21 protein-coding genes are annotated in these 25,642 nt (G+C 70.4%); 15 read left to right on the top strand and 6 right to left on the bottom strand.

Annotated elements, in window-relative coordinates; genetic code table 11:
* The first annotated feature begins 87 nt into the window (after nt 1-87).
* From ACFRIC_RS02130 to ACFRIC_RS02160, 7 genes are all read left to right on the top strand, one after another.
* Nucleotides 88-786, top strand: a complete 699-nt coding sequence (locus tag ACFRIC_RS02130; protein WP_382778555.1) for a hypothetical protein — start codon at nt 88-90, stop codon at nt 784-786.
* A gap of 161 nt (nt 787-947) precedes the next feature.
* Complete coding sequence (locus tag ACFRIC_RS02135; protein WP_382778556.1) at nt 948-2,939, top strand: HEAT repeat domain-containing protein; 1,992 nt, start codon at nt 948-950, stop codon at nt 2,937-2,939.
* 915 nt (nt 2,940-3,854) lie between these two features.
* Entirely contained in the window at nt 3,855-6,557 is a 2,703-nt protein-coding gene (gene lanKC / locus ACFRIC_RS02140; RefSeq protein ID WP_382778557.1) for a class III lanthionine synthetase LanKC, read from the top strand.
* A 103-nt stretch (nt 6,558-6,660) separates the two neighbouring features.
* Nucleotides 6,661-6,798, top strand: coding sequence for a SapB/AmfS family lanthipeptide (locus tag ACFRIC_RS02145; protein ID WP_107065889.1), 138 nt, complete (start codon nt 6,661-6,663; stop codon nt 6,796-6,798).
* A gap of 153 nt (nt 6,799-6,951) precedes the next feature.
* Nucleotides 6,952-8,712, top strand: a complete 1,761-nt coding sequence (locus ACFRIC_RS02150; RefSeq protein ID WP_382778558.1) for an ABC transporter ATP-binding protein — start codon at nt 6,952-6,954, stop codon at nt 8,710-8,712.
* 147 nt (nt 8,713-8,859) lie between these two features.
* On the top strand, nt 8,860-9,492 hold the full coding sequence (locus ACFRIC_RS02155) for a glyoxalase (protein WP_382778559.1): 633 nt from the start codon (nt 8,860-8,862) through the stop codon (nt 9,490-9,492).
* Nucleotides 9,493-9,572: 80 nt separating this feature from the next.
* A complete protein-coding gene (locus tag ACFRIC_RS02160; protein WP_382778560.1) occupies nt 9,573-10,394 on the top strand; it encodes a DUF1963 domain-containing protein in 822 nt (273 codons plus the stop codon).
* Between the two features lie 148 nt (nt 10,395-10,542).
* On the opposite strand, the gene ACFRIC_RS02165 is transcribed toward ACFRIC_RS02160, so the two are convergent.
* Nucleotides 10,543-11,253, bottom strand: coding sequence for a hypothetical protein (locus ACFRIC_RS02165; RefSeq protein WP_382778561.1), 711 nt, complete (start codon nt 11,251-11,253; stop codon nt 10,543-10,545).
* Nucleotides 11,254-11,479: 226 nt separating this feature from the next.
* Here ACFRIC_RS02165 and ACFRIC_RS02170 point away from each other — a divergent pair, with 226 nt between their 5' ends.
* The gene (locus tag ACFRIC_RS02170) at nt 11,480-12,514 is read left to right on the top strand and encodes a YrhB domain-containing protein (protein ID WP_382778562.1); all 1,035 of its coding nucleotides are present in this window, start codon (nt 11,480-11,482) and stop codon (nt 12,512-12,514) included.
* A 55-nt stretch (nt 12,515-12,569) separates the two neighbouring features.
* Here the strand turns inward: ACFRIC_RS02170 and ACFRIC_RS02175 are convergent, their stop codons facing one another.
* Nucleotides 12,570-12,791, bottom strand: coding sequence for a hypothetical protein (locus tag ACFRIC_RS02175; RefSeq protein WP_382778563.1), 222 nt, complete (start codon nt 12,789-12,791; stop codon nt 12,570-12,572).
* Between the two features lie 191 nt (nt 12,792-12,982).
* Between ACFRIC_RS02175 and ACFRIC_RS02180 the strand changes: the two genes are divergently transcribed.
* The 3 genes from ACFRIC_RS02180 (at nt 12,983) to ACFRIC_RS02190 (ending at nt 15,040) form a co-directional block, all read left to right on the top strand.
* The gene (locus ACFRIC_RS02180; RefSeq protein WP_382778564.1) at nt 12,983-13,675 is read left to right on the top strand and encodes a VOC family protein; all 693 of its coding nucleotides are present in this window, start codon (nt 12,983-12,985) and stop codon (nt 13,673-13,675) included.
* A gap of 29 nt (nt 13,676-13,704) precedes the next feature.
* Complete coding sequence (locus tag ACFRIC_RS02185; RefSeq protein WP_382778565.1) at nt 13,705-14,226, top strand: hypothetical protein; 522 nt, start codon at nt 13,705-13,707, stop codon at nt 14,224-14,226.
* A 184-nt stretch (nt 14,227-14,410) separates the two neighbouring features.
* Complete coding sequence (locus tag ACFRIC_RS02190) at nt 14,411-15,040, top strand: hypothetical protein (protein ID WP_382778566.1); 630 nt, start codon at nt 14,411-14,413, stop codon at nt 15,038-15,040.
* Between the two features lie 116 nt (nt 15,041-15,156).
* Here the strand turns inward: ACFRIC_RS02190 and ACFRIC_RS02195 are convergent, their stop codons facing one another.
* Nucleotides 15,157-15,852 (bottom strand): TetR/AcrR family transcriptional regulator, encoded by a 696-nt coding sequence (locus ACFRIC_RS02195; protein WP_382778567.1) that lies wholly within the window; start codon nt 15,850-15,852, stop codon nt 15,157-15,159.
* Between the two features lie 103 nt (nt 15,853-15,955).
* Here ACFRIC_RS02195 and ACFRIC_RS02200 point away from each other — a divergent pair, with 103 nt between their 5' ends.
* A complete protein-coding gene (locus ACFRIC_RS02200) occupies nt 15,956-17,332 on the top strand; it encodes a serine hydrolase domain-containing protein (RefSeq protein ID WP_382778568.1) in 1,377 nt (458 codons plus the stop codon).
* Here the strand turns inward: ACFRIC_RS02200 and ACFRIC_RS02205 are convergent.
* Nucleotides 17,329-17,781, bottom strand: a complete 453-nt coding sequence (locus tag ACFRIC_RS02205) for a GNAT family N-acetyltransferase (protein ID WP_382778569.1) — start codon at nt 17,779-17,781, stop codon at nt 17,329-17,331. The two genes, ACFRIC_RS02200 and ACFRIC_RS02205, sit on opposite strands and share 4 nt — an antisense overlap.
* A gap of 81 nt (nt 17,782-17,862) precedes the next feature.
* On the opposite strand from ACFRIC_RS02205, the gene ACFRIC_RS02210 reads away from it, so the two are divergent.
* Nucleotides 17,863-18,369, top strand: coding sequence for a DUF6584 family protein (locus ACFRIC_RS02210; protein WP_382778570.1), 507 nt, complete (start codon nt 17,863-17,865; stop codon nt 18,367-18,369).
* Nucleotides 18,370-18,470: 101 nt separating this feature from the next.
* Here ACFRIC_RS02210 and ACFRIC_RS02215 read toward each other — a convergent pair whose 3' ends face one another.
* Both ACFRIC_RS02215 and ACFRIC_RS02220 read right to left on the bottom strand, forming a co-directional pair.
* Nucleotides 18,471-20,870 carry an RICIN domain-containing protein gene (locus ACFRIC_RS02215; protein WP_382778571.1) on the bottom strand — a complete coding sequence of 800 codons (2,400 nt, stop codon included), beginning with the start codon at nt 20,868-20,870 and terminating at the stop codon, nt 18,471-18,473.
* Nucleotides 20,871-21,049: 179 nt separating this feature from the next.
* A complete protein-coding gene (locus tag ACFRIC_RS02220; protein ID WP_382778572.1) occupies nt 21,050-21,916 on the bottom strand; it encodes a LamG domain-containing protein in 867 nt (288 codons plus the stop codon).
* Nucleotides 21,917-22,551: 635 nt separating this feature from the next.
* Between ACFRIC_RS02220 and ACFRIC_RS02225 the strand changes: the two genes are divergently transcribed.
* Complete coding sequence (locus ACFRIC_RS02225; RefSeq protein WP_382778573.1) at nt 22,552-23,895, top strand: nucleotide sugar dehydrogenase; 1,344 nt, start codon at nt 22,552-22,554, stop codon at nt 23,893-23,895.
* Nucleotides 23,896-24,326: 431 nt separating this feature from the next.
* The gene (locus ACFRIC_RS02230) at nt 24,327-25,547 is read left to right on the top strand and encodes a glycosyltransferase (protein WP_382778877.1); all 1,221 of its coding nucleotides are present in this window, start codon (nt 24,327-24,329) and stop codon (nt 25,545-25,547) included.
* Nucleotides 25,548-25,642 lie beyond the last annotated feature (95 nt).

Genomic DNA, 25,642 nt, shown 5'->3' on the forward strand with positions numbered 1-25,642 from the left:
AGGTCCGGCCGCGCCCGTGTCCGTTCGGGGCCGGGCCCCGCCACCCCGTACTCGGATGCGGACGCGTCCCTGGAATGATCCGGTGACATGACCGCGAGACCTTCCGACGACCTGGCCGCCGCCTTCGCCCGTCTGGGCGGTGAGGACGACGGACAGGTCTGGATCGACCTGTGGGACGACCTCTGCCATCAGGGCAGCGTCTACAGCGACAGCTTCCTGGCCCTCCCCTACCTGGCCGCCGCCGCGGACGGCCGCGCCCCGGGCGAACCGCACGAAGCCGTCGAACTGGCGGGCCTCATCGCGTCGGCGGCCGACGAAGAGCACAGCGCGCGTTACGCCGGAGAACTCGCCGTCCTCCTCCCCGTGGCCGGCCGCCTGCTCGACGCGGCAGGCGAGGACGCCGTGGTGTTCGTGGACCTTCTCCAGTGCGTCCTGGCCTTCGAGGGGGAACGCGTCTGGAGCGCCGGGCTGCTGGAAGGCCTGTACCAGCAGGAGTACGAGATCGAGTGCCCGAAGTGCGCTTCTGAGCTGTTCATCGCCTTCGGCGACCGCGGGACGTTCGCCTCCGCCGGCGACTACGTGACGACCGACCCGCCCACGGCGCCCTTGCTGCCCGCCGACCCGGCCGACCTCGCTCCCCTGCCCGCGCGGCTGCACCGTACGGCGGCACAGGCTGGCCACGCGGACATCGAACGCGGACTCCTGCACCTCTTCGGCCGGGCCACCTGCCCGGACTGCGACGACGTCTTCCCGGTCTCGGAGCAGGTGGAGGCGGCCCGGATATGAGCGAACGAAACTCGGGCGAGCGGGACTTGAGCAGGCGGACCCCGGGCGAGCCGAACGCGCACGAACGAAACTCGGACGGACGGGACTTGAGCAGGCGGTCCTCGGGCGAGCCAGACACGAACGAACGGGACTTGAACGAACGAAGGTTGGGCGAGCGGGACTTGAGCGTTGCGTCCACGTCGATCGAAGCCGTGGACTGGGCGGCCCTCAAGCACGCCTACGGAACCGCCGACGACGTACCCGCCATGCTGCGGAACCTCCGGCACCCGGAGAAGGCCGCCGACGCGGCCGAGGACCTGCTGACGCACGTCCACCATCAGGGCGGTGGAGTCTATTCCTCTGCGCCCCCAGCCCTGCCCCACGTCATCGCGGCCGCCGCGGACCCTGCCGTGGCAGCGGAGGTCAGGGGCGAACTCCTTTACCTCGTACGGTCTCTGGCGCACTCGGGAAACACCGCACAGCCCCGCTTCGTCACCCGCGGCTGGGCCGACGCCTGGAACCTGGCGGTCCCGGACCTGCTGCCCCTCCTCGACGCCCCCGTGGCGGAGCACCGTACGGCGGTCGCGCACTGTCTGGCCGAGGCCCACGGCCGGGCCGACGAGGTCATCGCCGCACTGCGGGCCCGCTGGGACGTCGAGACCGCGCCACGGACCCGGCTCCAGCTCGTCGATTCGGTCGGCGCGCTGACCGCCCACGCGCGTGAGCAGCGCGGCGCCTCCCTCGACTGGCTGCGCGCCGAGATGAACGACGCCGTGCCCTCCGTACGACTGACCGCCGCGCAGGCCTTGCGTCGCGCGCTGCCGGGGCAGGACGCCGTCGACGGCGTGCGGGCCGTGTCCGACGTGCTGTCCGGCAGCGAACCGCACACATGGCGTCCGGAAGGCATCACCACGGGGACCGTCGTCTGGGCGGTCGGCCTCCTCGGAGACGCCCCGGACGCCGTGGCCGGCGCGACCCGCGAGCTGCTCGGACACCGGGACCCCACCGTACGCGCGGGAGCCCTGCGGGTCGCCGCCCAGGCGCTCAGCCGCCGACGGTCCGCGGTCGCCGACCTGCTGCCGGACGTGGCTCGTTCGCTCGGCGATCCCGAAGCCGACAACCGGCTCTTCGCCACCCGGGTCCTCGGGATGTGCGGGCACGCGGCCCACCCCTGGGCGGACGCCCTGGCGGCCATGAGCACGGAGGCCGACGAGGCGGATCCGCGGGTCCGGGCCCACGCGCTCTGGGCACTGTCGCGGCTCGGCGATCCGCGCTGCGTCCCGCCCCTGGCGCGCCGCCTGGCCGACGCGGACCCCGGCTTCGCCCTCCACTCGTCCCACGCCGACGGCTGGTGGACGTACGAGCTGAGCCTGAACGACGTCGCCGCGGATCTCGGCGCCCACGCCGAGGTGCTGCTGCCCCCGCTGCGGGCCCGTCTCGCCACCTCCGCCGGCCTCGACGAACGCCGGGCGCTCTGCCAGTTGCTGACCGCGTGGGGTGACGCCTCCGCCCCCGCGATCCCGGAGCTGCTCGCCCTCCTGGACACCGATGCCGTGGTCTGGGCGCTGGACGCCCTCGCGGCGATCGGGCCGGCCGCGGCGCGGGCCGTCCCGCGTGAGCGGCTGCGCGCCTTGCTCGAAGCCCCGCCCCCGAACCAGTCGTTCGCACCGCGCAGTCTCGCGGTCGCCTACGGACGACTGACCGGCGACCGCGAGCCCGCGCTCACGCTGCTCCTTCCCGAGCTGGAGGGGCGCTACGGCCAGGAGGGCGCCGCCGTGCTGCTGGGCGAACTGGGTCCGGCGGCAGCGCCGTACGTCGGGCGGCTGCGCGAACTGCTGCCCCGTCATCCGCACGGCTGGCTGCCTTTGCGCGTCGGCGAGGCGCTGTGGCGGATCACCGGGCGGACCGACGAGGTGGTCCCGGCCCTCGTCTCGGCGATCGCCCCGTTCGCCGAGGAGGGTGGCGCCTATCCGGCCGTCATCGACACGGTGGAGCTGCTGGCGCGGATGGGCGCGGACGCCGCTCCCGCGCGGCCGGTCCTGAGGGCGTTCCTCGACGCCGACGTACGCCCCGTGCGGCACGGCACCTGGCGTTCCGTCCCTGAGGACGACGCACTGTGCGCCGCCGCACACGCCGCACTGCTCGCCATCTCCGTGGCGGGTGCTGCCGGCTGACCTCATCGGCTCGGGCCCCGATGCCGGGGCCCGCCGCGGGGATTCGGCTGCCCCGGACAACAAGAAACCCTGTCCCGCACATCGCGGGACAGGGTTTCGTCAGAGCGCCGGGCAGGCCTTGCACCTGCATTTCCCCGCAGGAAGCGGGGCGTCTTTCCTTGGACCACCAACGCATCACCAATCAGAGCGACTTCCTCCGACCGGCTCTGAACAAATAGTAGCGCACAGGTGTACGGGCGATGTCCCCCGCACCGTACGGCGGCTCCGAACCCGGGCTCGCGGCGGAGTCGGACCGATGTGTGGGGGCGGATGTTCACCGCTCTTGCCGGTACGACTAATCCATCATCACGAAGCCGTCGGCAAGCCCGGGTCATACTCCGACTCGCCCCGCACCCGGCATATGCCGTTTTAACCATGCCTTCAGGGCCCAATTGCGCGACACGGCCGATCCGGCCCGCCCCCGCGAAACACCCTGTTCACAAACCCGGAGGGGCCGCGCCGCACCTGGCCGGGCGCGCGGCGGCGCGGCGCACCGGGCACGGCCGGTGATCCGGTGTACGCCTCGGCGCTGTCGACGATCTGCGGTCTCATCATCACGCCGGGGGCGAATATCTTCGGAAAAGACTTCTTTCGCGCCGTTGTGGTCGAACTATCGCTTTCCCAATACTTCGAGTGGCCGGGGACCTCCCGAGGGATCCGGCCGGCACCGAAGCCGCGCAGCCCGCTCCCGCTCCCCGGGCCGGCGCACCTCCCCGCTCCCCGCTCCCCGCTTCTCGTTCCTCGCGCTTCGATCCCCGCTGCTTGCTCCTTGCTCCCCGCTGCTCGCCGCTTCCTCTCCGCTCGCCAGGCCCGTCGGATCCCAGCTCCCCCTGGGCCCGACCGCCTGCACACGTCCCTGCCCTGAGGAGAAGTCCGATGGACAACCGCTACGAGGCCTACGCCTACGCAGACCCGATCTTCTACGACTCGCCCCGACGCTGGGGCGCTCAGGAGGAGTTCGCGGCCGTCACCCGGCCGCTGCCCGCGGGCTGGGAGCTCGGCGACCTGGAGATCTGGGCGGTGGTACGCCCCCAGGACGTCCAACTGCCCTCACAGGGCTGGAAGATCCACGTGTCCTCGTGCGCCGAGGACGCCGAGGCGGTACTGGAAGCGGTCTACGACTACTGCCTGCGTGAGCACATCACGTTCAAGTTCCTGCGCGGCCTGCCCATCCTGCAGATGCAGAACTCGAAGTACTCGCCCCGCGGTTCGAGCGGGAAGTTCTGCACGCTCTACCCGGTGGGCGACGCCGAGCTGCGGCGCTGCCTCGAGGGACTCGGACCGCTGCTCGCGGGCCGCCGGGGCCCGTACATCCTCAGCGATCTGCGCTGGGGCGAGGGACCGCTGTATCTGCGCTACGGGGGATTCGCCGAGCGCCACTGCCACAACGACGCCGGTCAGCGGGTGCTGGCGCTCGAAGACCCGGACGGCCGACTGGTCCCCGACGTCCGCGGCGCCGGCTTCTCGGTGCCCGACTGGGCGCCCGTGCCGGACTTCGTGGAAGAGGCCATCGCCGAACGCAACGCCCCGCAGGCACCCGCCCTGCCCTACAGCGTCGAGCGGGTCCTCCACTTCTCCAACGCCGGTGGCGTCTACCTCGGCCGGAAGGACCCGGACAGCCCTCAAGTGGTGCTGAAGGAGGCCCGGCCGCACGCGGGCCTCGACCAGCGCGGCGTCGACGCCGTCACCCGGTTGCAACAGGAACACGACATGATGGTCCGTCTGGCGGGACTGCCCGGAGTCCCCGCCATGCACGAGCTGCTGACCGTGTGGGAACACCGTTTCCTGGTGCAGGAGTTCGTCCAGGGGCAGTCACTGAGCGAGTGGCTGACCGCGAAGTATCCGCTCATCCATCCGGACGCCGACGACACCACGGTCGCCGAGTACACCCGCGAGGCGATCGCGATCGTGGACCGGATCGAGCACATCCTGAAGGGCATGCACGACCGCGGGGTCGTGTTCGGAGACCTCCATCCCCGCAACCTGATCATCCGGCCGGGTGGCGACATCTGCTTCATCGACTTCGAACTCGCCAGCGCCGTAGACGCGTTCGTGCGGCCGGCCCTGGGAGCCGCGGGCTTCACCGCTCCGCGGGGATACACGGGCCCGGAGATCGACCTGTACGGACTGGCCGCGATCCGGCTCTGGTTGTTCCTCCCGCTCGCCCAACTGCCCACCCTGGACGCGGGCAAGAGCACCGAGCTCGCCGATGTCATCGAGCGCCGGTTCCCCGTACCGCCCGGATACACCGACGAGATCCGCCGCATGCTCGCCCCCTCCCCCGAGGACGGCCGGACCCCCAGGCCCGAGCTGGGCCTGCGCAGGGCCGAGACCCAAGCCCTGCTCAGCGGGCCGCGGGCCGACTGGCCGGCCATCCGGGACTCACTCGCCGCCGGCATCCGGGCCATGGCCACCCCCCACCGCGGCGACCGGCTCTTCCCGGGCGACATCGCCCAGTTCACCCAGGGCAGCCTGGGCCTGGCCCATGGAGCGGCCGGCGTCCTGTACGCCCTCCACGCCACGGGCGCCGGAACCGACGCCGAACACGTCCAGTGGCTCATCGAGGCCGCCCGCACCCGCCCGGCACTGCCGGGTCTCTACACCGGCGGACACGGCGTCGCCCACACCCTCGACCTCCTCGGCGAACGGGACGCCGCGCTCGACCTGCTGGAGCGGCTCAGCCACACCCCTCCGGACAGTGCTCCGGGCCCCGACCTGTCGTCGGGCCGCGCAGGCATCGCCCTGACCCTGTCGCACTTCGCCTCGGCCACCGGCGACGACCGGCTGCTGGACAGCGCCCTCACGCACGCGCAGACCGCGGCCGACGAGCTGGAGAAGGAGGGGCCGTCGAGCGGGCGCCGCAAGGCCGGCCTGATGAACGGGGCGTCCGGCGCGGCCCTCGCCCTGATCCGCCTCTACGAGCACACCGGCGATCACGCTCTCCTCGAACGGGCCCAGACCCTGCTCGAACTGGACCTCGAACGCTGTGTGACCGCGGCGGACGGCACCGTCCAAGTCCTCGACGAATACCGGGTACTTCCCTACATCGAGACCGGCAGCACCGGCATCGGACTGGCTCTGGAAGCCCTCCTCCGCCATCACCCCGACAGTCCGACAGCCCGTTTCCGTACGCCGATCAGCCGGGCCGCCGAACCCGAATTCATCATCCAGCCCGGCCTGTTCAACGGCCGCGCGGGGCTCATCGGCTACCTCGCCCTCACCCGGCCCCAGCCGCACGCCCCCGGCCCGTGGCACTCCCCGCGCCCGCGCACCGCGGACGACGCGGAGGCGGCCGCCGATCGCCAGACCGCGCTGGACCGCCACCGCAGGCTCCTGACCCTCCACCAGATCTCGTACCAGGGTCACCTCGCCTTCCCCGGCGACCAACTCCTGCGGCTCTCCGCGGACCTGGCGACCGGCTCCGCGGGCGTGCTCCTGGCCCTGGGCACGGCCCTGGCCGGCACGCCCTTCCTCCCCTGGACCGGCGGACCCGGATCGGCCCAGGAGAGCCCGAGCCTCCCCCCGGCCGCGGCCGGCCGGCGCCAGACCTCCGCCGGGCACACGGCCGGCCGTCCCTGACCACGTCACCACAAGTCGCGACCGGATCAGCCGAGTCGCGCCCCAAAGACTCCCGGCCACCCGGCCGGGTGATCCACCCGTCAGTGAATGAAGGAGAACAGCCATGATGATCCTCGACCTGCAGACGATGGACCTGCCCGAGACCGAGGCCACCCCGATCGACGACACCCTCGCGAGCACCAGCTCCCTGAGCGTACTCAACTGCGGCACCAGCACGGTGAGCACGATCCTCTGCGTGTAACGGGCACCGCCCTGTAGGGGGCGCACGCAGCACAGCCGGCCGGGCCGCCACCAGCGGCCCGGCCGGTCGCCCATCAGCTCCCAGCAGCCCCTCCCTCCGCCCGCCAGGTGCGTGCCCCCGCGCGACGCCCCCTCGCAACCAGAGAGGTTCCCCGTGGCCGACGAGTCCGCCCCCCGCGCTCACCCTACGAAGGGCCCCCTGCGGCTGCGCCGTGAACTGACCGCCGAACCCGGCCCGCTCACCGCCGCACTGTTCCTCGCGCTCGCCGCCACCGCCGCCACCCTCGCCCTCCCCCTCTTCCTCCAGGACGTCATCACCGACTTCTCCAGCCACCGTCCGCTCACCGACCACATCGCCCTGATGTGCGCCGCCGCGGCGGCCGGCGCCCTCACCCAGGCCTGCTCCGGCTTCCTGCTCGCCCGCATCGGCGAACGCATGGCGTACAGGCTGCGCATCACGCTGATGGAACACGCGCTGCGGCTGCCGCTGCCCGTCGTCCGGACCCAGGGCACCGGCGAACTCGCCGCCCGGATCACCTCCGACGCCCTGTTGCTGCGTCAGATCGTGGACGTGGCGAGCCAGTTGCCGCTCGCCACCGTCACCATCGCCGCGACCCTCGGCGTGATGGTGTGGATCGACTGGGTCCTGACCGTGGTCACCCTGATCGCCCTGTCCGCCCTGACCCTGATGGTGATGCTGGTCCTGCGCCGCATGCGGGCCAACGTGAGCGGCCAGCAGGACGCCGTCGGACACATCTCCCAGCGCTTCACCGCGAACCTGGAGGCACTGACCACGATCAAGGCCAACCGGGCCGAACCGCTGGCCACCCGCGCCCTCGCCGAGGACGCGGAACGGCTGCGCTCCATCTCCCTGGAGGGCGCCCGGCTGGGCACGCTGATCCCCGCCGTGCTCACCCTGGGCAACCAGCTCGCCATGATCGCCGTCATCCTCACCGGAGGCGCCCGCCTGGCCGCGGGCGACATCACGGCGGCCGCGTTCGCCGCGTTCCTCCTCTACCTGCTCCAGGCGATCCCGTCCGTCAACACACTGGCCACCGGTCTCGGCCGGCTGCAGTCGGGGCTCGCCGCCCGCGACCGCTGCAACGACCTGCTGCTCCTACCGCCCGAGGACGACACGACCGAGGACGGCCGGGGCGCTCCCACCCCGCTGCCCGACGCACCCGCCGTCGCCTTCGACTCCGTCTCCTACACCCACGCCGGAGCCGGCCGGCCCACCCTGCAGGGCATCTCCTTCCGTACCGCCCGTACCGGGCTCACCGCCGTGGTCGGCGCGTCGGGGGCCGGGAAGACCACCACGCTGTCCCTCATCGACCGGTTCATCCGGCCCTCCTCGGGCACCATCACGGTCCTCGGTCACGACATGCGGCACTGGCCGCTGGACGCCCTGCGCACCCGTATCACGTACGTCGACCAGGCCTTCACCCTGCTGGAGGCCACCGCCCGCGAGAACCTCCAGCTCGGCCGCACCACCCCCGCCACCGACGAAGAGCTCGCCACCGCCCTCGACGCCGTCGGACTCGCCGACGACATCACCCGCCTCCCCCAGGGACTCGACACCCTGCTGGGCCGCGAGACCGACCTGTCCGGCGGCCAGCGGCAGCGCATGGCCCTCGCCCGTGCCCTGCTGTCCGACGCCGACATCGTGCTGCTCGACGAACCCACCAGCCAGCTCGACGGCCTCAACGAACAACGCTTCCGGACCGTCATCGAGAAGCTGGCGACGACCCGCGCGGTCATCGTGGTCGCCCACCGGCTGACCACCGTTCAGCACGCCGAGCACGTGATCATGCTCGACCAGGGAACCGTCACCGACACCGGCAACCACCCCTCGCTCCTGGCACGCTGCGCCCCGTACCAACAGCTCATCGCCAGCCAGGCGATCACCGGGTCGTGATCCGGCGGATCTCCGCCGCAGGGCCAGGCCCCCGTCAAGGCCGACCGCCTCGCGCCCGATCACGTCGAGCGGGACGGCATCGAGCGGGGCGGCATCGAGCAGGATCGGAGAAGCCATCGCCGGCCGGCCGCGGCTAGCGTGATCCGTATGACTTCCATCGCATCCATCACCCTCGAAGTGGACGACCCGACCGCCGCCGAGCAGTTCTACGCCGGCGCCTTCGGACTCGGCGCGGGGCTGCGCCTGCGCGCCTCCGAGGCACCCTCGGCCGGCTTCCGCGGGTTCACGCTGGCGCTCACCGTGTCCCAGCCGGCCGACGTCGTGAGCCTCATCGACGGCGCCATCGCGGCCGGCGCCACATCGCTCAAGCCCGTGTCGAAGTCCCTGTGGGGCTACGGAGGCGTCGTCCAGGCCCCGGACGGGACGATCTGGAAGGTCGCCACCTCGGCGAAGAAGGACACCGGTCCGGCCACGGGCACCATCGACGAGCGTGTGCTGCTGCTGGGCGTCGCCGACGTCAAGGCGACCAAGCGGTTCTACGTCGAGCAGGGGATGACCGTCGCGAAGAGCTTCGGCGGCAAGTACGCCGAGTTCACCGCGGACGGGCCGGACCAGTTCAAGCTGGCGCTCTACAAGCGCGCCGGGCTGGCCAAGGACCTCGGCGTCACCGACGACGGCAGCGGATCGCACAGGCTCGCTCTCACCGGCACCGCGACGGCGTTCACCGACCCGGACGGCTTCACCTGGGAAGCCTCGTCGCCGGCACACACGAAGTCCTGACCGCAGAACCGGGCACTCCGCCCGTCAGGCAGGCACCGCTCGCGCCGGTACACCACGGAACCGGGCCGTAGTCTGTCGTCGTGGCCCGTCACACACCACCGCGCCCCGTGGACGTGGAGAAGCTGTTTCCCGAGCTGGCACCCCTCCGCAGAGAGACGGTGAGGCTCCACCCGCGGGCGGGTGAACCGACCTGCCGGGACAGCTCGGTGGGCGGCCCTCTGCTCTGGCCTGCCGAGGAGGCGTGGCCGCTGTGTCCCGAGCACGAGGGTTCGCCGATGGTGCCGGTCGTCCAGATCTACCGCGCCGCTGTTCCCGACATCGTCCCGTTCCCCGAAGGGTGCGATCTGCTCCAGGTCCTGTGGTGCCCGCGCAAGCACGGCGGTGGCCGGTGGGTCGTCCCTGAGGTGCGCTGGCGCGAGGCCGGCGCGGTCGGCGCGGTGCTGTCGGCGCCGCCGAGCCCGGCCGAGTACTGGGAGAACTACGTCCCGCGTCCGTGCGTCGTGCATCCGGAGCGGGTGACGGAGTATCCCCACTGGGATCTGGACGACGACCTCTGGGACGAACTGGAGTTCAGGTTCCTGGACTTGGACCAGGAGACGGGCTGGGACCACCAGAGCCACCTCTCCACGGCGCCGGGCACGAAGCTGGTCGGATATCCCGGCTGGAGCCAGGACCCGAGGTGGCCGGACTGCGCGGTCTGCGGGAGGCGCATGGAACACCTCCTGACCGTGGAGAGCACCGAGGGCGACGCGCTGTCCCGGCGCACCTGGACACCCGTCGAGGACATCGACGTACGGTACGAAGGACCGGGTCTGGTGCTCGGCGACCTCGGGGGCGTGTATCTCTTCGAGTGCCACACCTGTCCCGGGCGCCCCTTCGCCTACCGCTTCGACTGCCCTTAGCAGTAGAGGGCTTGGCGCCCGGAGCACGCGAGCGCCTGTCGAGTCCTCCGTGTCTAGACCTGCAGGCAGGCAGTCGCGGAACCCTGTCCTCGAACGGTTGGGGAGGTCGTCGCGGACCGGGCACTCGTGCTGTTGTCCCCGACGCCGGTCAGGCGACGCGTTCCAGGCCCGCCTTCACCGACTGCCGGGTGCCGTCCCGCTTGGTCGACTCGTAGGCGAAGTCCACCGTGTCGCCCGGGCGCAGTGTCAGGGTGATGCGGCCGTTCGTGACGCAGTTGCCGGACTGGATGCTCTCCCCGAGGATCACCTGCTCCGTGCCGCCGACCGCGGTCAGGCTCACGGTGCCATAGCAGTCGGAGGACTCCATCGCGTAGTGGACGCTGCCGACCCGCTCGCGCAGGGTGCCCTGGTCGAGCTCCACGGTGACGCGGTAGTGGTCGGTACTGGAGGCGTCGACCTCCTCGGCGTAGCCCTGCCAGCGTCCGAGGAACTTCTCCGGCACGCCGACGGGCGTCGGAGCGGTGGGGGTCGGGACGACCCCGGCCCCGTCGGCTTCACCGGGCGCTCCGGACCCTCCGGACGCCACGGACGTGCTCGGCGGAACCGAGGGAGCGACGGACGTCTCGGGCGTGCCGGGAGCCTCCGATACGGACGACGCGCCGCCGGGCGACGGACCCGAGGCGCGTTGCTCCACATCGCCGCTCAGTTGCACGAACAGGCCGATCAGAGCGGCGACGATCGTGGCCGCGGCACCGATCAGGGCGACGACGAGCGCGCTCCGGTGGGAGTCACCGGAGGCTCGAGGGACCGGGCGCTGCGGCCTCGCGTAGGGATCCGGCGGGGACTGCGGTCTGGTCATGGCGCGGCCTCTGATGCGTGGTTCAGGGAAGATCAGGCCATATTGCCGTCTAGGCACCGCACTTGTGCGACTTTCAGGCAAATCGACCGAATAGATCATGCCAAATCGATTCGCCACACCCGCTGTTCCTGCGCGACGCACATGGGTTGCTCGGCGACAGCCCCATCCGCTCCCAGCCCTCCGAAACTCGCTGGTGGGTCCCGGCCGGATGCCCAATGCTGTCGGGATGATCACCCGTGTGTCCGCCGTCTCCCGAGTCGAGACGGAGTTGGAGCGTGCGTACCTCGAGGAGCTCGCGACCTACGGCCGATCCGTCCCTGCGCAGGTGACCCTGGTCCGTGAGCACGCCCTGGGCTGGATCGTCTCCTGGGACGCGGAGGACTACGTCCGCACGGGCGACCCACGCCGCTCACTGCTGGGCAACGGCCCCTATCTGGTGGACAAACAGGATGGCGGTCTGCACCAGATCCCGGTCGTGGACGTGGTCACGGGAGCCTGGGAGAACGACTATCTGACGCGGGTGAAGGGGCGGGAACCGCCCGGCCCGGTCGACGCGCTGCACGACGAGCTGCGTTCGACCGCCGAGGCTCAAGGCAGGGCCCAGGCCCTGCGTCTCATCCGGCGACGGGTCTCCGCTCTCGGTATCCGCTCCGCCACGGCCTACGTGGACGCGTTGGTTGCCGGGGAAGGCCCGCCGGCCGACCTCCTCGCGTTGGCTGTCGAAGCACTCCCCCGCCCCAAGGAGCCCGTCGCGCTCGGCGTGCGAACCATCACCGAACCCCGTACCCCCATGGCAACGCCCGATCCGCCGTACGAGCCGTCGGGCACCGCACCACATCGCCGCAGGCAGATCCCTGAACGGTGCTCGACCAGATACCTCGGTGACTACCGCGAACTGTCGCCCGATCAGGCCGACGCACCGAGCATCCATGACCACATCGCCACCGAAGCCCGCCCTCACGAAGCGGAACTGATCGCCTATCTGCGTTCCGGCACGCGGTTGGCCGTATGCGGCACGGGCTCCTACGACGAGCTGCGTGGCGACAAGACGTACATCGGAGAGAACTCGACGCGGACCGACGGAACTTGGTTCTGGAACGCGCATCTCGCCTACTACGTCGAGACCTACCACCTCGCGCTCGACGACCGCTTCGTCGCCCATGCCGCCAACTCCGGCTGGAGACCGCGCCACCTCGACGACACCGAAGTGCTCGCCCTCAGTGATCGCCTCTACGACGCCGACGACCCGTGGGCATGGTGACAGCTCCGAATCGCCAGGGTCATCGCGTGGCATCCTCGGTCCGGCACCCTGACGGTCACGCCTTGACCGGGCCGCTTCCCGGCTCCTTCACGATGCGATCGCCGACCGCGATCGACTTCCACAGCCTACGGTCGACGCGCACCTTGACGGACTGGCCGTCCGCACGCCTCACCTTGACGAAGTGGTACATGTTCGCGCCGTCGAGCATGCCCCGCGACTTGTCCTCGACGGTGCCTTCCCAGGCGTCGTCCGCTCCTGGTTTGTGATTTGTGAACATGCCCCAAGCCTACGAAGGCCGACGCGCGTGGTGCAGGGGCAAGAGCCACACATACCGCGGTACAGGTGTCGTACAGGAAGCCGTACAAATGTCCCGAGCAGCGCCCCGACGACAGTCCCTGGGAACCGAACGGGCGGACGCGCCGTGTACCGGTAGGCGCGGCTGGCAGTGGCGGCTGCGAGGATGCGCCCATGGAGCAGACATTGAGTCGGCAGGAAGCATCGACGGCGGTCCAGGACCACGGGTGGCGCTTCCTGCTGGGCACCTTGCGCACGTCGGTCCGGGTCGGATCGTTGGCTCAGGCGGTGGGCTTGGCGGCGGACGCCGTCGGCGCGTGCGGCGACGACGCCGACCGGCACCTTCAGGTCGACGTGCGCCCCGATCGGGTCGTCTTCACCCTGCAGTCGGCGGACCGAGCGGCGGTCACCACCCGGGATGTCGAACTCGCGCGTCAGATCTCCGCCACCGCCGGCAGGTCCGGGCTTCTGACAGAGCCCGAGATCGGAACGGAGGCACAGCGATCGGTCCAGGTTCTGGAGATCGCGATCGACGCGCTGGACATCGCTGGGATCCGGCCGTTCTGGAAAGCGGTGCTGGGCTATACGGACGAGGCGGGCGCCGCGGGACCGGAGGACGCGCTCGTGGACCCGGTCGGGCAGGGCCCGGCCATCTGGTTCCAGCAGATGGACCAGCCACGCCCCCAGCGCAATCGCATCCACTTCGACGTCTGCGTTCCGCACGACGAGGCATCCCGGCGGATCGAGAACGCGCTGGCGTCCGGAGGCCACCTGGTGTCCGCGACCCGCGCCCCGGCCTTCTGGGTCCTCGCCGACGCGGAGGGCAACGAAGCGTGCGTGACCACATGGCAGGGCCGGGACGGCTGAGATCGTATGACGAGTTTCAGGAGACTGCCGTGAGCGTGCGGGGCCGGTGGTACAGATACGTCGGACCCGCCGAGCTGAAAGCCGCGGTCCTGCCAGGGAGCCGCGGATTCCGCGTCAGCTCGGCGGCCGACTTCGACAGGTGGATCGCTGAGCGACCGAGGCCGGAGCAGGCCGAACCCTTCACCTTCGTGGTCGACATGGACGGTGCGCTGCGACTGGCTCCGCGACGAAGCGAGCACGTGGCCTGTGCCGGCGGAGACAGGGTTCTGGGCGCCGGCGAGATCGGATTCGTGCGCGAGGCTGACGGGTGGGCCGTGAGCGAGGTCAGCAACCAGTCCACCGGGTACTGCCCGGACGTCAGCTCCTGGCCGGCGGTCGCCCGCGCTCTGGACGACCTAGGACTCGGGCGGCCTTCCGGCTTCACCCACGAAGTGGTGTTCCGGCGCTGTCCCGGCTGCCAGGAACACAACATCGTGCGCGAGGACGACTTCGTCTGTGTCTTCTGCGGCGGTGATCTGCCCGCGACCTGGAACGTGGATCCCACGGCGTGACGCTCGCGGAGGTCGGCCCAGAGGCGTCGGCCCCGCGCCACGGGCTCGTCCGGCGATACGGCGACCGGGACCCGTTCCATCGCGGAGAAGCAGTCGTGCGAAGATTCGGCGCCAGTATCCGACCCATCGGGCCGACCAGGCCGAACACAGCGCGACCAGCAGTCCGCGCGCCGAGAAAGTGCACATGCGTACGAACACGATCAGCGCCGCCCACACGGCCCTCGTCGCCGTGGTGGCGATTCTCGCCACCGGATGCGGCGCAGGCGCCGGAGCTGCCGCCTCTGCGGCAACCACCACCCCCGCTCCTTCCGCATCGGCGCCCTTCGGCCAGAAGGACGTTCGCAGGGACCTCCGAGCGGCCATCGCGGCAGCCGGACTGACGGGCGGCAAGGTGGAGGCCGGGCAGGGCGCATCCAAGGGGGCCGATACCCCCACCAACGCCGAACAGGGAGACAAGGCCGCCGCTCTCGCCGACCGGCTGACCCCTTGCGTGGTCTCCTGGTCGTCCACCGAGAAGGGCGACCGCTCCACGAACCCCGCCGATCCGGCCGGCGCGCGGCGGCAGATGAAGGCCATGCTGTCCGGCCTCGTGGCGCGAGGCTGGAAGCAGAGCACGCCGCCACAGAACGCACCGGTCGGAGGCGACGCGACCTACTTCATGGCTTCGTACAAGAAGAAGGGGTGGGTCCTCTACGCCCGGCATCTGGCGGCACCCACGCTCGGCCACATGACGGTCATGGCCACGGACGTGGCCTGCTTCAACCGACTCACCACCCCTGAAGAGCGAGCACTCATCGAGAAGCGAGGGCTGTAACACCAAGCCGAGTCCCCCGAGGTCGGAGCGGATGACTGGAACGCCCGCTCGTCATGTGAGGGCGACCGTCTTCGGGGGCGTCGGCGAGGACGAACCCGCCCCAGGACCGGACGCGGTCAGCGGGCCTCGCCCACGGACCCGGCCGCCAGGCGGGCCTCGAACCCGTCGAGCAGGGACCGGAGTCCGAACGTGAAGGAATGGTCGGGGGCCCCGGCGTACTCCGTGGCGGCCGTGGTGTCCAGGCGTTGCCGTAGGTGCGGGAATTGCCTGGCGGTGTCGGTGGCGCGCCTCATGGCGTCGGCCATCAACTCCTCGGCGTTCTCGCCGCTCTTGTTCAGCCTGCGGTTCAGCGACACCTGCGCGGCGGGGCCGAGGGTGCTGCCGAGCACGAACGCGAGGGCCGCGGCGGCCGCCCGGTCCGCGTCCGCGGCGGCGAAGCCGGCCTTCTCGTAGACGGCCAGACTGAAGTCGTTGTGCCGGGCCTGGGCCGATCCGTAGAGGAGATGACTGCCGAACGCCTGGACGAGCCAGGGGTGGCGGTTCAGCATCGCGTACACGCCCGTGGCATGGGCGATCGCGGCCGTACGCCAGTCCAGGGCGTCCAGGTCGGGCACCTCGACCTCGCCCCAGACCGCGTCGCTGGCGAGCCGGACCAGGTCGTCCTTGTTCTTGATGTGCCAGTAGACAGCCGTGGCGGCCGAGCCGAGCCGTTGCGCGAGGCTGCGCATGTTGAGGCCGTCCAGCCCCTCGTCGTCGAGCAGCTCGATGGCGGCACGAACGATCCGGTCTGCGGTCAGCGTGTCTCGCGGCATGACGGCCACCTTACTTGAACTTAGTTCATGGGATCCCTTGCACTTTGTTCAAGTCGTCTTCTACGCTCCTGCTTGTACTTAGTTCAAGAGTCGAGGGGGAGACATGTCGCAGGAGAAACTGTCGGAGTTCGTCGCGTCGCGGGCCACGGAGCTCGGCATCCCCGGTGCCGCCGTCGGGGTCCTCTTCGGGGGCCGGGAGACGTACGTCTCGCACGGTGTGACCAGCCTCGCGGACCCGTCGCCGGTGGACGAGAACACGCTGTTCCCCGTGGCCTCGGTCTCCAAGACCTTCACCGCGACCGCGCTGATGCGTCTGGTCGCCGAGGGAAGGGTGGACCTGGACGCACCGGTGCGGCACTACATCCCCGAACTGCGGCTCGCCGACGAGCAGGCGGCGGCGCGGATCACCGTCCTCAACCTGCTGAACCACACCGCGGGCCTGGACTGGAACCTGATCGACGACGGCAAGGGCGACCGCTCACTGGCCGGCCTGGTGGCGAAGCTTCCCGGCCTCCCGATGGTCGCGCCGCCCGGCACCCGGGCCTCGTACAGCCAGGCCGGTTACAACCTGGCGGGCCGGATCGTCGAGAAGGTCACGGGGCAGCCGTTCGAGCAGGCCATGGCCTCGCTCGTCCTGGAGCCCGTGGGCCTGACGGACACCGTGTACGGGCTGGCCGAGGCGATGGTCCGCAAGTTCGCCGTGGGCTACAACCGCGCCGAGGACGGCGAACTGCGCGCCGCCCGGCCCTGGAACGCGTTCAAGGAGGGCGCCCGCGGCGACAACCCCGGCGGCGGGCTCGCCTCCTCGGTGAGCGACCTGCTGCGCTGGGCCCGCTTCCAGCTCGGCGACGGCGCGGGTGTGCTGCCCGCCGCCGACCTGCACCGCATGCGGGAGCGGACGGTGGAACTCCGCGGCAGCACCCTCGGCGACGGCTTCGGCATCTGCTGGTTCCTCCACGACCTCGACGGTCTCCGCGGGATCGGCCACGGCGGTTCGGGCAACGGGCAGTTCGCCGAACTGCTCATCGTGCCCGAGCGCGATTTCGCGGTGGTCTCGCTGGCCAACCTCGGTCCGGACGGCCACCCGTTCAACCAGTCCGTCGTACGGTGGGCCCTCGAGCACCACCTCGGCGTCACCGAGAAGGCGGCGCGACCGCTCCCGTACGACGAGGGAAGGGCCCAACAGGTCGTCGGCCGCTACGAGATCGACGCCATGAACCTCGACATCGCCGTCGACGGCGCCCGGCTCACCCTGGCGGTGGGGATCAAACCGGAGATCCGCGCGGCATCCGACGAGGAGATGCCCCCGGATCACCCGGCCGCGGTCATCGGCTTCCTCCCCGGAGACGGCGACGAGTACGTCGTCACCGAGGGCGGCCTCGAAGGCCAGCGCGGCTACTTCTCCCGCGACGCCCACGGAGCGGTCACCGGCATCGACATCGCGGGCCGGCTGTTCAACCGGGCGACCGTGGCCTCCTAGGACGCGAGGGGCAGATCCCGCCGGAAGACGGCCATGGGGCGACCCGGGCCGTTGTAGTCCTCGGCGATGCTCACGTCGAATCCGACGCTGCGGTGGAAGGCGATCGAGCCGGTGTTCGCCACCGACGTGATCGCCTTCAACCGCCGCGCGCCCTGGAGTTCGGCCGCTTCGGCGAACGCCGCGTACAGACGGCGCCCGAGACCGCTGCCGCGGGTGTCGTCCCGGGTGGCGATGAGATGCGCGTAACCGGTGCCGTCGGGCGTGACGAAGCCGAAGACGTAGCCACGGATCCCGTCCTCGGCACGTGCGACCAGGCAGGTCGTCCCGAACTCCTGCACCAACGCCAGAAGATGCAGCGAGCGAAGGTCCCGCTCACCCCAGTAGCGGGCGTGATCGGCCAGGATCCGGTGGAAGTCGGCCACGCCGGCGGGAGTTATGTCGATCTCCATGAACGACGATCCTGGCACACGCTCCGCGCCGGTCACCAAAAGGAGTCGACGCCGGTCGACGCGGCAGTCGATCATCGGTGCATGTCACTGAGAGACACCCTGGCGCGCGTCGACGCGGACCTGGCCGCGGGCCGGGTCCCCGTCGCGCGCCAGCGCCTGCGCGGGCTCGTGTCGTCGTTCCCGAACGACCTGACGCTGCGACGCCGTCTTGCCGAGACCTACCGGTTGTACGGAGAGCCCGCGGAGGCGGGCCGCTGGATGTATCTCGAGTCGGATCGCGACACGGCCGAGACGGCGGCCTTCGAGGCCAGGTACGACACCCCTGAGCGGCGCATGCGCGCGCTCGCCTGGAGCGGTTCCGAGTCGCTCGCCCCAACGGCCTTCGCCCGAGGGCAGTTGGAGGCGGTGCGCGTGGCGTGCTCGGACTCCATGGGGCATCCCGTCGCATGGGACACCGTGCCGGACGGCAAGAAGACCGAGAGTGCGAACACTCCCTTCACCGACTTCCTGGCGGGAGCCGGATGTCTGCTGGCCGTCGTCGCGTTCCTCGCGATCTGGGTCAACGGCCTGGTGGCCCTCTTCGACTGAACCCAACGGCCGAGGACCCGTACGGTGTGAGCGGCGTGGGCCGGATCGGCGGCGGGTCGGACAGAGCGTCGCCGTTCCGCCGCCGGGCCGGGCTCAGGCACTCACAGGAAGCGCCACAGGTGGTCGGCCGTGCCGTTGTCGTCGTACTGGACCACCTGGGCGCTGTTGGCGGTGGACATGCGGTCGACGCCCAGGACCTTGCCGCTGTTCTTGTTCCGGATGCGGTACCAGCCGTCGCCGTTGTCGAGAAGCGTCCACAGATGGTCGTCCGTTCCGTTGTCCTCGAACTGCACGACGATCGCGCTGTTGTCCATCGACATGTGGTCGACGCCGAGGACCTTGCCGCTGTTGCCGTTGCGGATCAGATGCCATCCGTCGCCCCGGTCGACGAGCTGCCAGGCGTGGTCGCCCGTACCGGTGTTGTCGTACTGCACGACGCGTGCGCTGTTCTCGGTCGACATGCCGTCGACGGCCAGGACCTTGCCGCTGTTCTTGTTGGCGAGTCGGCGGAAGGGTGGTTCCGGGGTCCAGGGCCGGCCGTCCGGAGCCGCCGTGGGGAAGGACGTGATGCGAAGGCGCGCGGCCCCCATCGGGATGAGGGTGACCGTCTCGACCGGCGCGTCGCTGCGGGCCGGGGAGTCCTGCAGCGGCGCGACGACATGCTCGTCGTCGGCGATCCACTCCGGGATCCTCCGGGCCTGCGCCGAGAGGGACACGGGCGTGGTGCCGGGTGTGAAGGGCTGGTCCGGGACGACGGTGCCGGTCCCGGCCGGGGTCAGTGAGGTCCCCGGCAGGAGGCCGTAGTTCCATCCCGTGGTCGCGTGGACCTCGTACGCGGGGAACGCGTCGTCTCCCGCGTAGCGGTCGTAGCGTTCGCCGATCTTCAACGAGTAGGTGAGGGGGCCTCGTTCGACGCTGACCGCGCCGTGCTGCCCCGGCCATGAACGCAGTCGGGCCTGCTGGGGCAAGCGCAGGCGCACGGTGTCGCCGTCGCGCCAGGTGCGGTCGATCCGTGCCCAGGACGGGCCGTCCGAGGCGGTGACCGCCACTCCGTTGACCTGCAGTTGGGGCCCGGTGCACCAGCCGGGCACGCGCAGTTGCAGGGGGAAGCGCACCGGACGGGGTGTGGAGAGCGTGAGGGTGATCGTGTCCTGGAAGGGGTATCCCGTCTCCTCGGTGACGGTGACCGTCGTTCCGCCGGCGACCGTGGCCTTGACCCGGCTCGGGGCGTAGAGCGCGGCGACCAGGCCGCCGTCGGCACCGGCGAGCCAGAGCTCCTCGGTGAAGTAGGGCCAGCCCATGCCGTAGTTGTGGGGGCAGCAGCGGTACTGGTCGACGCCGGCCTGGAAGGCCTGCATGGCGAAGCCGTTCTGGAACTGCCCCTGGGTCTTGGGCCGGTTGTCGAGGTCGACGCTGTTGGCGCTGGTGATGTAGTGGACGGACCTGCCGTCGGGATCGAGGGAGGCCGGGAGCATGTTGAAGGCCAGGTCCTCACAGCGGTCCGCCCAGACCGGGTCCCCGGTGATCCTGGTCAACAGCTCGTGGCTGGCCATGAATTCGACGATGCCGCAGGTCTCGAAGCCCTGCCGTGGGTCGGCGAATCCGGGCCGGTAGTTCTCGTCCCCGGCCAACCCGCCGCCGGGGAACCGCCCGTAGGCACCCATCACCGTGTCGTAGGCCCGGTACGTGGCCCCTACGAGGTCGGCGGAGCCGGTCAGATGCCCGTACTGGGCGGGCTCCCGGAAGCCCTGGGCGATGTTCACGTTGTGCCGGCTCGGGGTGGCGCCGGTCCAGTCGGCGCCGTGACCGTGCATCTTCGCAGCGAGATCGAGCAGGAAGGCCTCGCCGGTCCGGCGGTGGAGCCATACGGCGATGTCGAGGCCGTCGCCCCAACGGTAGGACACCCAGCTCGTGTTGAAGGCGCCCGGACCCTGGGCGTTCATGTAGCGGAGGAAACGGACGAGGAACGGCACGATCCGCTGGTCGCGGGTGTACTCCTCGTGCGTCCGCAGCGCTTGCAGGAGCGGCAGGAAGGGCCAGAAGTCGGGCCCTCCGTTCAAGGACGTACGTAAGCCGCGGGGCCCGAAGAAGCCGTCGCTCTGCTGGGTCGCGAGGATCCCGTCCACCCACTGGCGTGATCGCGCCAGCGCGTTCTGGTCGCCGGTGGCGATGGCCAGCGGGATGTAGCCGCGCAGCCAGTACGGCACCTCCTCCCAGGCGTCGCGCTCGGGATGCACCCAGCCGGTCGCGGAGAAGTCGAGGAAGTGCGAGCCGTTCTCGTACGTGCCGCACAAACCGGCGAGCTGCAGCCGGAGTTGGCCGGCGAGCCACCCGCGGGCGACCACGCTTCCGGGCGGCAGCTTCTGGAACGCGTCGGCCGGCGCCGTCCCTGCCGCCGGCCGGGTCGCGGCGGCTGCGGCCCCCGTGTACGTGCCGCCGAGCGCCGCGGCGCCCAGTGCGCCGGAGCCCAGGGCGAGGATTCTCCGTCTGCTCACTGACATGCAGGTGACCTGCCTTCCGAAAGGGGTCCGCTCGCAGTGCGACAACGTTGTCCGACTTCTACAACGTTGGAAATTGCGCCGCGGACATGACAGCACGCCGGGGTCCGGCTGTCCAGGCGTCGTCACGGACGATCCCGGACCGCTCAACCGAAGGCCCCGCCAGAGGCCGTCGGGGTCCGTCAGGCTCCGACGGCCGATTCCCGGGGATGCGCCTTCATGGCCCGATGGTGGGCGGCGAGCCGGGACTGGGGCACCTCGGAGTCGTACACGGCCACCTTGCCGATCGCACCCTTGAAGTAGGACTTGGTGCCGGCGGTGCCGATCCGCATCGGAGCATCAGTGTTGCTCGGGGTGATGTCGTACTCGTCGAGGGCGTCCTGGTCGCGGAGCACCCCGTCCTTGTAGACCTTGACGTACCCCGTCGGGTAGGCGCGGCTCTTCTCACGGGTGTTGACGACCAGCGCGTAGTGGATCCACCGGCCGGGGCTGACCCGGTCCTCGAAGTACGAGCCGGCGCCGAGTCCGCCGCCCCGGTTGAAGACGTATCCACTGATGCGGTTGGCACGGGCTTCGGTGTTGTCCCGCGAGTACATACGGGCCAGCCACTCGGTCCGGGCATCCGAACTCGACACCTTGCCGAGCCAGTTGACGTACCCGGCGCCCGCCGTCCTGGTGAACGTCAGCGTGTCGGGCCGGATCCAGGCCTCCACGGTCAGTTCACCGGTCGTGGTGACGGAGAGCCGGTCGTCGTCCGGGATCTCCACGTACTGGGAGGTTCCGTCGAACAGGGAGGCCCTGTCTCCGTTGGGCATCGAGGTGACTCCGGGCGCGTGGTGGTACGCGGGCTCGAGGGCGGCTCCGGACCCGCGGGCCCCTTTCCCGGCACCGAGCGACAGATAGAAGGCCGGGGAGTCGGCCCGTACCGCGTCGTCGTACGAAGCGGGCGGACGGGTGGACGGGGTTCCGGCGCCGCACGCCGTCTGGGTCGTCGCGGCGACGGCGACCAGGCCTGTCAGCAGGCACGCCGTGCGTCGCCTTCGCGTCATCACGGATGGGTCCGTCGCTCGACGGAAGAATGGCACAACACCATCTCTGCGAAAGCGAGTTGGCGGGGAGGTACTGCCCTTGGGCCACAAGTCATGGGGATTTCCTGCTTGTTCCGCATTCACAGCCGGCCCGGACGGCGGGCACGGCACTTCGCGAGGGTGAAGACCACTCGCCTGATCCGGCGCCCGGTCGCCGTTCACCGGCGCTGCGCCTCATCCACGGAATACAGCTCCGCGAATAGCGCCATTCTCCCACATATCGCCTCGTCGACCGAGAGCGAAAATCCTGGCATTCCCGATGAGAGGCCGAAGACCCCACATAAGCGGCAAAGTGACGCACGCCACTCCCTGCGGTGGTGAAACTGACTGCTACATCACACCGACCCGCCCGTGAAACGACTCCACCGAACCTCAAAGTCGAGGTAAAGCGCCTGCTCGGAGGGTGGATAACAATTCCGTAAGAGCCGCGAGATAGCACATCTATTAACTTTTCCAGCGTTTGACCAGAATATGGACAATTGGGATGGTTGAACCGTCACAGAACATTGGCCGAGCAGGACTACAGGTCCCCGCCGCGGCACTACGTGCGCGCCAGTCGGTGTGCATCCCCGAGAGCCACCTCTGGAGCGTTCACCATGCCCACGAACACCCTCCCCACCCCTCAAGGACTGCACCTCGGCGCCGCTTTCGAGACCCTCAGCGGTCACGCCGCCCTGGACGCACCGGAGGTGGGGGCCGTGGCGGTCGTGGGCCTCGGCTACGTCGGTCTGCCGACGGCGCTCGGCCTGCTGGCCGCGGGCACCGAGGTGATCGGCATCGACGCGAGCACCGAACGGCTGGAGGCCATCCGGGGCGTCGACGTCGACCTTCTGCCCAGCGACCTGGAGCGCCTGAAGGAGTTCAACGGCGACCCGCGCTTCACCCTCACCGACGACCCCGCGGCACTCGCCGACGCCCGCACCGTCCTGGTGTGCGTACCGACCCCGGTGGACCGGCACCTCGCCCCCGACCTGCGCGCACTGACCGCCGCCGCGGCCACCGTCGTCGAGCACGCCGTCCCCGGCCAGTTGCTGATGCTGACCTCGACCACCTACGTCGGCACCACCCGTGACCTGCTCACCGAGCCGCTGACCGAGCGCGGCTTCACCGTCGGCGAAGACATCTTCGTGGCCTTCTCGCCGGAGCGGATCGACCCCGGCAACGCCCATCACACCCAGGACACCACCCCGCGCGTGGTCGGCGGCGCCGGCGAGGAGACCATCGACCGGGCCATCTCCGTGCTCTCGCGCACGGCTTCCTCCGTGTACGTGCTGCCCTCGCCCGAGGCGGCCGAGATGACCAAGCTGTGGGAGAACACGTTCCGCGCGGTCAACATCGCGCTCGCGAACGAGTTCGCCGACAACTGCCGCGTCCTCGGCCTGGACCCGATCCCCGTCATCGAGGCCGCCGCGACCAAGCCGTTCGGGTTCATGCCCTTCTACCCCGGCCCCGGGGTCGGCGGGCACTGCATCCCCTGCGACCCGCACTACCTGCTCTGGCAGCTCCGCGCCGAGCGCAGCACCTCCCCGCTGGTCGAAGCCGCCATGAACGCGATCGCCGGCCGGCCGCGCCAGGTCGTGCGCCGGGTGCGCGAGGCACTGGGTGAGCGCGGCAAGCCGCTCACCGGCGCCCGGATCCTGATCGTCGGCATGGCGTACAAGCCGGGTGTCGAGGACCTGCGGGAATCGCCCGCGCTGGAGATCTTCGACGAGCTGGTCCACGAGGGCGCCCAGGTCCGCTTCACCGACTCGATGGTGCGTGCCGCGCGGGTGGCCGGCGGGATACAGGAGAGCGTTCTCGTGCCCGAGGACCACGCGTGGGACCTGGTGCTGGTGCACACCGTGCACCCGGGCGCCGACCTCGCCTGGCTGAACGACCGGAACGACGTCCTGGACGCGACGTACCGGCTGGACTCCGTGGACGCCCGGGAAACCCTGTGAGCGACCTGCACCCGCCGGGAGCCGCGGACGCGGCCCTCGCCGCGCCCGGGGCCGCGCTGCCCGGGGCGCCGGGAGGCCGCGTGCCCGATCAGGCGACAGCGGCCGAGTCCCGTGACATGTCGGTCGGCCCCGAGGGCGCGACCCTTCCCGTGGCCACCGCCTCGTGCGGACTGATCCTGCCGAACCCGCGTCCCCGGGCTTCCGTGCCGCTGCCGCAGGTCCGCTCGTCCGCCGTCGTGGGCAGGCCGCCGGGCCCGCTGACCCGCTGGACGAACCGGATGCAGACCGATGTGCGCTTCGCCGTGCGCCGGGTGCTGGCGATGTTCTGCCTGCTGCCGCTTGGGCTGATCCTGGCCCGCGAGTTCCCGCTCGTGCCGGAGAAGCCGCTCGTCATCGGCTACGGCATCACGGTGCTGGTCGGCACCATCGCCATGCTGCAGATCGCGTACAGCCGCTACGACGACCCGTCGGTCCGTACGCTCCGCAGGCGCCCCAAGGACCTCGCGTCGTTCCCGTCCCTGCCGGCCGTGCCGAAGGTGTCCTTCCTCCTCGCGGTCAAGGACGAGTTCGAGTACATCGAGAGCTGTGTGCGCTCGATGGCGGCCGGCGACTATCCCGACCTGGAGATCATCGTGATCGACGATCTCTCCGAGGACGGGACACGGGAGATCCTCGACGGGCTCGCGGAGGAGCTGGGCATCACCCTGCTCAAGCTGGAGAAGAACCTGGGCAAGAAGCACGCCCTGGTCCGGGGCGCGAGCATCGCGACCGGCGACGTGCTGGCGTTCACGGACTCCGACTGCGTCCTGGCGCCCGACGCCCTGCGCAAGTGTGTCCAGGCGCTGGTCGACCACCCCGAACTGGGCGCGGTCAGCGGCCACTGCCGGGCGCTGAACGTCGACGAGACGCTCTTCACCCGGGCTCAGGACGTCTGGTACGAGGGGCAGTTCCGGGTGGCCAAGGCGGCGGAGTCGGTCTTCGGATCGGTCACGTGCGTCTCCGGTCCGCTGGCGGTCTTCCGCCGGGACGCGGTGTACAACTACTTCCCCGCCTGGGCGGGCGACCGCTTCCTGGGCGCCCCCTTCCGGTTCGCGACCGACCGTCAGCTCACCGGCTACGTGCTGGGGCAACTGTGGGTCGGCAAGAAGCTGAAGAAGCAGTACGCCGACTCCCCGTTCGTCACCGCGCAGGACTATCCCGAGCGCAAGTGGCGTATCGGCTACGTCCAGTCGGCCAAGGTGTGGACCAACGTGCCCGAGCATTTCCGGCCGTTCATGAAGCAGCAGATCCGCTGGAAGAAGAGCTTCATCCGCAACACCTTCTTCACCGGCACCTTCATGTGGCGGCGCGGTGTCGGCCCGTCCTGTCTGTACTACGGACATGTGCTGTGGGTGATGGCCGCGCCGTTCATGGCGGTCCGCCACATGATCCTGTCCCCCCTGCAGGGCGGGATCTTCGTGAGCGTGCTCTATCTGTGCGGCGTCGTGCTCAAGGGCAGCATCTGGGGTCTGGCCTTCAAGATCGACAACCCCGGTGACGCCCGCTGGCGCTACCGGCCGCTGATGAGTCTGCTGTCGGCGCTGCTGCTGTCCTGGCTGCTGCCCTACTCCCTCGCGACCATCCGTCGCGGTGTCTGGTCGAGGACTCGGTGATGAGGAACTTCCTGCGGCGCAAGTCCGTCCGCGTCATCACCGATGTCGTCGCCATCGTGGTCGTCACCGGCATCTATCTGATCGTCCTGTCGCGA

The sequence above is a fragment of the Streptomyces sp. NPDC056738 genome, from assembly GCF_042790435.1.
In the GTDB taxonomy this organism is placed as follows: domain Bacteria; phylum Actinomycetota; class Actinomycetes; order Streptomycetales; family Streptomycetaceae; genus Streptomyces.

Bases quoted from the DNA above. Each gene is read 5' to 3' on its own strand.
- ACFRIC_RS02130 (WP_382778555.1), top strand. From the start codon at position 88: ATGACCGCGAGACCTTCCGACGACCTGGCCGCCGCCTTCGCCCGTCTG.
- lanKC (WP_382778557.1), top strand. From the start codon at position 3,855: ATGGACAACCGCTACGAGGCCTACGCCTACGCAGACCCGATCTTCTAC.
- ACFRIC_RS02145 (WP_107065889.1), top strand. From the start codon at position 6,661: ATGATGATCCTCGACCTGCAGACGATGGACCTGCCCGAGACCGAGGCC.
- ACFRIC_RS02155 (WP_382778559.1), top strand. From the start codon at position 8,860: ATGACTTCCATCGCATCCATCACCCTCGAAGTGGACGACCCGACCGCC.
- ACFRIC_RS02165 (WP_382778561.1), bottom strand. From the start codon at position 11,253: ATGACCAGACCGCAGTCCCCGCCGGATCCCTACGCGAGGCCGCAGCGC.
- ACFRIC_RS02170 (WP_382778562.1), top strand. From the start codon at position 11,480: ATGATCACCCGTGTGTCCGCCGTCTCCCGAGTCGAGACGGAGTTGGAG.
- ACFRIC_RS02175 (WP_382778563.1), bottom strand. From the start codon at position 12,791: ATGTTCACAAATCACAAACCAGGAGCGGACGACGCCTGGGAAGGCACC.
- ACFRIC_RS02180 (WP_382778564.1), top strand. From the start codon at position 12,983: ATGGAGCAGACATTGAGTCGGCAGGAAGCATCGACGGCGGTCCAGGAC.
- ACFRIC_RS02190 (WP_382778566.1), top strand. From the start codon at position 14,411: ATGCGTACGAACACGATCAGCGCCGCCCACACGGCCCTCGTCGCCGTG.
- ACFRIC_RS02195 (WP_382778567.1), bottom strand. From the start codon at position 15,852: ATGCCGCGAGACACGCTGACCGCAGACCGGATCGTTCGTGCCGCCATC.
- ACFRIC_RS02200 (WP_382778568.1), top strand. From the start codon at position 15,956: ATGTCGCAGGAGAAACTGTCGGAGTTCGTCGCGTCGCGGGCCACGGAG.
- ACFRIC_RS02205 (WP_382778569.1), bottom strand. From the start codon at position 17,781: ATGGAGATCGACATAACTCCCGCCGGCGTGGCCGACTTCCACCGGATC.
- ACFRIC_RS02210 (WP_382778570.1), top strand. From the start codon at position 17,863: ATGTCACTGAGAGACACCCTGGCGCGCGTCGACGCGGACCTGGCCGCG.
- ACFRIC_RS02215 (WP_382778571.1), bottom strand. From the start codon at position 20,870: ATGTCAGTGAGCAGACGGAGAATCCTCGCCCTGGGCTCCGGCGCACTG.
- ACFRIC_RS02220 (WP_382778572.1), bottom strand. From the start codon at position 21,916: ATGACGCGAAGGCGACGCACGGCGTGCCTGCTGACAGGCCTGGTCGCC.
- ACFRIC_RS02225 (WP_382778573.1), top strand. From the start codon at position 22,552: ATGCCCACGAACACCCTCCCCACCCCTCAAGGACTGCACCTCGGCGCC.
- ACFRIC_RS02230 (WP_382778877.1), top strand. From the start codon at position 24,327: ATGCTGCAGATCGCGTACAGCCGCTACGACGACCCGTCGGTCCGTACG.